Annotated in this window: 8 protein-coding genes; all 8 read right to left on the bottom strand. The window is 46.1% G+C overall.

All coding sequences use genetic code 11. The annotated features are described in order from the left end of the window. Positions 1 to 390: alpha/beta hydrolase (locus Q0338_RS04225; RefSeq protein WP_298085668.1), on the bottom strand; the 390-nt coding region annotated here is incomplete at its 3' end. Next, complete coding sequence (locus tag Q0338_RS04220) at positions 390 to 620, bottom strand: type II toxin-antitoxin system Phd/YefM family antitoxin (protein WP_002947827.1); 231 nt, start codon at positions 618 to 620, stop codon at positions 390 to 392. The genes Q0338_RS04220 and Q0338_RS04225, both read right to left, overlap by 1 nt. A 403-nt stretch (positions 621 to 1,023) precedes the next feature. Continuing rightward, positions 1,024 to 2,058: a D-alanine--D-alanine ligase gene (locus Q0338_RS04215; protein WP_298085667.1), complete on the bottom strand. Its 1,035-nt coding sequence runs from the start codon at positions 2,056 to 2,058 to the stop codon at positions 1,024 to 1,026. Positions 2,059 to 2,071: 13 nt separating this feature from the next. Continuing rightward, complete coding sequence (gene ruvA / locus Q0338_RS04210) at positions 2,072 to 2,626, bottom strand: Holliday junction branch migration protein RuvA (RefSeq protein WP_298085666.1); 555 nt, start codon at positions 2,624 to 2,626, stop codon at positions 2,072 to 2,074. Between the two features lie 28 nt (positions 2,627 to 2,654). After that, on the bottom strand, positions 2,655 to 3,218 hold the full coding sequence (locus tag Q0338_RS04205) for a hypothetical protein (RefSeq protein WP_298085665.1): 564 nt from the start codon (positions 3,216 to 3,218) through the stop codon (positions 2,655 to 2,657). Next, the gene (locus tag Q0338_RS04200) at positions 3,215 to 4,147 is read right to left on the bottom strand and encodes an MlaD family protein (protein ID WP_298085664.1); all 933 of its coding nucleotides are present in this window, start codon (positions 4,145 to 4,147) and stop codon (positions 3,215 to 3,217) included. The genes Q0338_RS04205 and Q0338_RS04200 overlap by 4 nt, the downstream gene beginning before the upstream one ends. After that, positions 4,137 to 4,880: an ATP-binding cassette domain-containing protein gene (locus tag Q0338_RS04195; protein ID WP_298085663.1), complete on the bottom strand. Its 744-nt coding sequence runs from the start codon at positions 4,878 to 4,880 to the stop codon at positions 4,137 to 4,139. The genes Q0338_RS04200 and Q0338_RS04195 overlap by 11 nt, the downstream gene beginning before the upstream one ends. Then, complete coding sequence (locus Q0338_RS04190) at positions 4,881 to 6,017, bottom strand: ABC transporter permease (protein ID WP_298085662.1); 1,137 nt, start codon at positions 6,015 to 6,017, stop codon at positions 4,881 to 4,883. It lies immediately after the preceding gene. Between the last annotated feature and the right edge of the window lie 72 nt (positions 6,018 to 6,089).

The following is a 6,089-nucleotide window of genomic DNA, read 5'->3' as shown; positions in this document are numbered from 1 at the left end:
AAATCGCACCCAAAGCGGCTTTTTAGCCACGATGCCGGCCGAGCTTAAAAGTGCGAGATATTCAGGATTTAGCAGGGTTGCGACCTTACCGCCGAAGCTGTGCCCGAAGACGATTTTAGGGCTCGCGCCAAGCTCGTCTAAAAAGGATTTCATGATTTTTGCGTAGTCTTTCGTCGCTAGCGCTCCGTGCATACTGCTCGCGCCAAAGCCCGGCATATCGACGTAAACGTGCCGCAAGTCCTTAAAATACGTGCCGAAAGCCTTTTTCATGATCTCTTTGTTTGCGCCCCAGCCGTGCAAAAATAGCGCGACGTCCTTATTTGCGGGATTTACGGTCTCGTAGCTGATGCGGTAAATTTTGCCGCCGTATTTTACCTCTTTGACCGCCATTATTCGCCGCTTCCGGCTCGTTTTTTAGCCTCATATATGCTTTGGAGCACCTCGACAGCCTCGCATAGGCGCTCGTACTCGCCCATATTTAGCAGTACGGCTTCAAATTTATTATTTTTAACGATCACGGCGCGCTTCATCTGCGCCTTGCCGACCTTGCCCAAGACGGCGCTGAAATTTCGCACCACTTCGGTTGCCGTATAAATTTCATCTTTGCTAAAAGTAGTCATTTCTGCTCTTTACGTAAAATTTTGTGTAAAATATAGCATATTATCTTTAAATTCAAATTAAAATATAATGGCGCATTATGTTCTTTAAAATTTATTTTAGAGTATTTTATGTTTTTGGCGTGAAATTTGCAAGTATATGAAAAACGGGCGGGTAAAATTGGATTAAAACTATCCGCTGCACAGAAAATAAGCGAGTCAAATTTGACCTAAAAATCGGCACTTTAGGGCTAAAATGTTACAAAACAAGCAGAGCTTTTTGCCTAGCAAGCGTAATAGCCGTCAAATTTAAAAAGCTGACGCCCGAATTTAGTAGCGATGAAAAGAATAAAAAAACCGCTAAAAACAAGCCGTCTAAAGCGGTCAAATTTACTAATATTAGGCTCGCAAAAATGCCGACGCCTTTTTACAGCTTGCCTTTTGCCGACGTTATGGAGTTGATAAATTTATAGTCAATATTTATCTCGCGCTCTTTGGGCAAGCTTGCAGCGAGTCGCTGCAGAGTCCCCTCAAAATCGTCAAATAGATAATTCGCCATGCTACCAGGGTTTGGATTGATCTCGTTTAGATAGACTTCGCCGTTTATCTCGAAAAAGTCGCAGCGTATCAGCGCCCCGTCAAAGCCGCAGTTGTAGATGCGCTCAAAGCTTTGTTTTAGCTTGGCGGCTAGCTCTGCGCTGATGTCGGCCTCGCGCGCCCTGCTCTCGTTTGAAAAGCTCATATATTTTTGCTCGTAGTCTAAAAATTCCTTCTTTTTGGGCTCTTCGATGATCGAAAATTTGATCTCTCCGTCCGCCTTGCAGCCTGCTAGATTGTACTCCTTTACGCCCTCGATAAATGGCTCGACCAGGATCTCTTTGTCAAACTCATACGCCACGTCTAGGCCGTATTCTAGCTCGCCGGCGTCTTTTATCACGCTCACGCCGATCGAGCTTCCTAGTCGGAGCGGCTTTAAGATCACTGGTAGCGGTAGGCTAGGCGCCTTTGCTCTGCTTACAACCTCGTAGTTTAGGGTTTTTACGCCCGCTTTTTGCGCGAGTAGTTTGGTTAGCTCCTTGTTGTAGCTTAGCGCGCTAGCCTCCACGCGAGGGCCGATGTAGCTAAGGCCGTAAAACTCGAGCAGCGCCGCGATCTTGCCGTCCTCGCCGTCCATACCGTGGACTAAATTTATAAACACGTCCGCCTCGATCTTCTTCTCGCTGAGTAGCCCGCCCGCGAAAAATCCGCCCTGCTTAAGAGTGAGCTTTTTGGCGTTTTTATACTTGCCCGAGCTAAAGAAATTCGCCTTCATATCGGCGCCGTTTATCAGGTAAAATTCTCTAAATTTATCGCAAAATATAAACAAAGGCTCGTTTTTTAGCACCTTTTTTAGGGCTATGGCGCTCACGATACTGATCTCGTGTTCGTAGCTTTTAGCGCCGAATATCACAGCAAATTTCATATCTTTTCCTTTTTTATGCTAGTTTTTTTAGGGCTTGTTTGACGAGTTCGCCCGTATTTTGCGCGTCGCACTCGCTAAGCGCCTTGGTTATCTTTTCTCTTTTAAAGCCAAGACTCTCAAGCGCTAGAATCGCTTCGTGCTGATGGCTAGGCAGATTTTCATCCATCGTCATCTTTGCGTCGCTAAGCTCGGCGATGATGCGTCTAGCAGTCTTTGCGCCGATGCCCGGCACCGTTTGCAGCGCCGCCGCGTCTCCGCTTTTTACCGCGTTTAAAAATGCGTTGGGATTTAAGCTCGAGCACACCGCCATCGCAGTTGCCGCGCCGATACCGCTTAGTTTTATCAGCGTCTCAAACATCTTTTGTTCGTTACTATCTAAAAATCCGTAAAGCAAATCCGCATCCTCGCGGATGATCTGCGTGATGTTTAGCTCCACGCTCTGGCCTCGCTCGAGTTTTGCTGAGCAAAAAAGCGAGATCGCCACGCCGTAGCTCACGCCGCCGGCTGTTTTTAAGATGAGATTTGCGGGCTCTTTTTTGGTTATGACGCCCTCGATCGCTTTTATCATCGTTTTCCTTTAAAATTTGCGATTATCTCTAAAATTTGATTAATTCTTGCAAAAATTTATCCGTAACCTCGCTAAAGGCGGCGTTTAGAGCCTTCATCGCGATTTCGCCCTCGTCCGCGCCTGTGTCTTTTTGCGAGCTTAGCACGACGCTTTTTAGCTCTTTGCCGTCTTTAAAAAAGCTAAACATCATCGAAATTTGCGCTTTTTGATCTTTGATTTGAAGCGTGAGTAAATTTGACTTTACGCTTATATCCGCGTTTTTAAAAGAGGGCTTAAACGCGCACTGATCGCTCGCGGCTATGATCAAATTTCGCCTCGCCATCTCGCTTGGGAGCGCTAAAAATTTGATATTTTTTAGCGGACGGATCTCGCCGTTTGCGTCTATCTTTAGGACTTCGCGGCTCTCGTACGCGCCAAAAACCCGCACCTCCTCGATGAAAACCGTTTTTTCGGGCCTATTTTCGCACTCTTTAAATTTATCATCCGCGCCGCCTAACATAAAATAATTCGTCCTAGGCGCAGGCTTTGCCAAAACGCTACAACCGCTAAAAAATAGCGCCATCGCGGCTAAAACCGTGCTTAAAATTTTCATTTTTCGTCCTTTTTCTGCGTGTCTTTAAAGAAAAAATCGTACGGGTCGTCCTCGAGTCTAAAAAGGGTATTTCTAAAATCCGAAATGAGCTTTTGAAAGCTTAGCAGCGTCCTTTCCGTCTCGTCGCCAATCGTATTTAGCGCGTCTTTCACGTCGTATTCGCCGCTTTTTATCTTTTCTGCTATCGCGGTTTGTAGATTTTTTAGCGCCTGCGCGGCATCTGTTGCCTTGGTCGTAAACGAATTTACGAACTCAAGCGTGCCCGAGGCGTTTTTTAGCGCTTTTTTTAGCTCGTTTAGCGTCAAATTTGCATTTGCCAAAACCTCGTTTGCGTTTGCGATAGTCGCGTTTATATCGAGATTTCCGGCGTTTATCTTTTTCGCGGCTTCATCAACCGAAACTAGGATAGACGAAAATTTAGCCGCGTTTTCGTCGCTTAAAAATTTATTGATATTTTTAAACGTCGACTCTAAATTTTTCGTTAGATACTCGGCTCTGTCGCCGATTTTATCAAAAAAGCTCGCCTCAAGACCGATGTAGGCCTTTTCGTTTTTATCAAAGAGCGGGCTATCCATGCTGCCGCGCGAGATATTTAGGTAGCCGATGCCAGTGATGCCCTGTATCTCCGCAGACGCCGTGCTATCGGTTCTTATCGGTATGTCTTTCCTTACAGAGAGCTCAAGCTCGATGAGGGCTTCTTTTTCGTCGGCAAAGCGGATATCCTTGACCGTGCCAGCGTCTACGCCGATAAATTTGACCGTGGAGTCCTTTTTGATGCCGCTTGGCAGGCTTGTGGTTTTGATGAAATACGACCTGTAATCATCGGCCTTTTTCCCGTATCCGCCCAGCCACCACGCCGCGATACCTAGCGCGCTCACTACTAGCACGAAAAAGAGGCCTATCAAAGTATAATTTATTTTATTTCCCACCGTTTTTCCTTGTTTTTAAAAGCTCTTCGAGCGGATTTTCGGGCATTTGCATCAGCTGCTCAAACGTCCCCTCAAAGGCTATCTTTTTATCTTGAAGTATCAAAAATCTATCCAAAATCGTGCAAATACTGTCTATATCGTGCGTTACCATCACGACCGTGACGCCAAGCGTATCTCGCAGCTCCACCACTAGCTCGTCAAAGGCGCGCGCGCTACTTGGATCAAGGCCGGAGTTTGGCTCGTCTAAAAACAAAATTTTAGGACTCAGCACCAGCGCTCTAGCCATCGCCACGCGCTTTTTCATACCGCCGCTTAGCTCGCTTGGGTATTGCAGCGCGACGTTTTCGCTAAGGCCTACTTTTTGCAGCCAAAACATCGCTATCTCGCGCATCGAACGCTCGCTCATACCGCTATACTCTTTTAGCAGGATGTAGATATTTTCCAGTACGTTCATCGAGGTATAAAGCGCGCCGAACTGAAACATCACGCTGCAAGCGAGCTTTATCTCCTGCCTAGCCGCTTCGTCTAGCGACCACAGATCGCGCCCTAGCATCTCGACCTTGCCGGCGCTTGGTTCCTTTAGATATATCATCGTTTTCATCAGCGTCGATTTACCCGTGCCGCTACCGCCCAGTAGCCCGTAAATTTCAGCCTCGTTTACGTGAAAATTTAGCCCGTCGTGGATCACTCTGTCGCCAAATTTCGTCGTTAAATCAGTCGCTTTTATTATCATTTATATGCCTAGCTGCGTGAAAATAATCGAAAACAGCGCGTCCACCATGATCACGCCAAATATCGCGTTTACAACGCTCACGGTCGTATATGTGCCCACGCTTTGGGTGTTTCCGCCGATCTGAAAGCCTCTCATGCAGCCGATAAACGCGATCACGACGCCAAAAAACGGAGCCTTAAAAAGACCGACGTAAAGATGCTTGATATCCACCTCTTGACCAAACCTCGCTAGATAGCTATCAAAGCTGATGTTTAGGTAGTTTTCCATCACGACCATCTCGCCAAAAATCCCCGCCACGTCGGCTAAAAACACAATAAGCGGCATGGCTACGATGAGTGCTATCACGCGAGGCAGAACAAGAAATTTAAACGGATCAAATCCCATCGTTTTCATCGCGTCGATCTCTTCGGTGATTTTCATAACGCCGATTTGCGCGGTAAAGCTTGACGCCAGACGCCCCGCCACGATGATAGCGGCGATGAGCGGAGCTATCTCGCGCAGGGTCAAAAGCCCCATCATCTCGACGATTATTATCGTGGCGCCGAAACTCTCGAGCAAATTTGAGCCCTGATATGCCAGCACGATGCCGATGAGAAAAGAGGTGAGGCACACGATAAAAACCGACTTTATACCCGCATCCTCAAAATAAGCCAAAATTTCCTTCACGCGGATATTTTTTAGCATAAATATCTTGCTAAATTTGACCAAAAACTCGCCCATGAAATTTAAAAACGCGCAAAATCCAGCAAAAAACGCGGTCAAATTTTTGCCGATTTGAGAGAACGGATTTTCGTGAGGTTTGGCGTCTATGATCTGCTTTATTTTGGGATTTATCTCGCTGTTTATCGAGGCGAAAATCTTTTGAGCGTGGGGAGTTAAATTTACTAGCTCGTAGTTTTTACGCGCGTTTAAAAAGGTATTTTTAAAAAAAAGCGCCGCCGCGTAGTCGAGCTCTTTTGCATCTTTAAAATTTAAAACGATTTTATTAAATTTCTTTGAGCCGATAAGCGCGGCCGTTTGGGTCCAAATTTGAGCCGGCAGCTTATAATTCCAGTCGTTTTTTAGATTTATAGTTAGCTTGCCGCCGCTTTGCTCGCACTTGTAAAATTCGCTTTCAAATTTTAAAAAAAGAGGCAAATTTAGGCCTTTTTAGCGTTATTTTTTTTCTTGATCACGTAGTCTATGTCGCCGTCCTCGGTCTCGACTTTG

It is taken from the genome of uncultured Campylobacter sp., assembly GCF_938018145.1.
Taxonomy (GTDB): Bacteria; Campylobacterota; Campylobacteria; order Campylobacterales; family Campylobacteraceae; genus Campylobacter_A.
This window is presented reverse-complemented; position numbering and strand designations above follow the sequence as displayed.

Excerpts from the sequence above, each read along its gene's own strand:
- Q0338_RS04215 (WP_298085667.1), bottom strand. The coding sequence starts at position 2,058 with ATGAAATTTGCTGTGATATTCGGCGCTAAAAGCTACGAACACGAGATC.
- Q0338_RS04195 (WP_298085663.1), bottom strand. The coding sequence starts at position 4,880 with ATGATAATAAAAGCGACTGATTTAACGACGAAATTTGGCGACAGAGTG.
- Q0338_RS04205 (WP_298085665.1), bottom strand. The coding sequence starts at position 3,218 with ATGAAAATTTTAAGCACGGTTTTAGCCGCGATGGCGCTATTTTTTAGC.
- ruvA (WP_298085666.1), bottom strand. The coding sequence starts at position 2,626 with ATGATAAAAGCGATCGAGGGCGTCATAACCAAAAAAGAGCCCGCAAAT.
- Q0338_RS04220 (WP_002947827.1), bottom strand. The coding sequence starts at position 620 with ATGACTACTTTTAGCAAAGATGAAATTTATACGGCAACCGAAGTGGTG.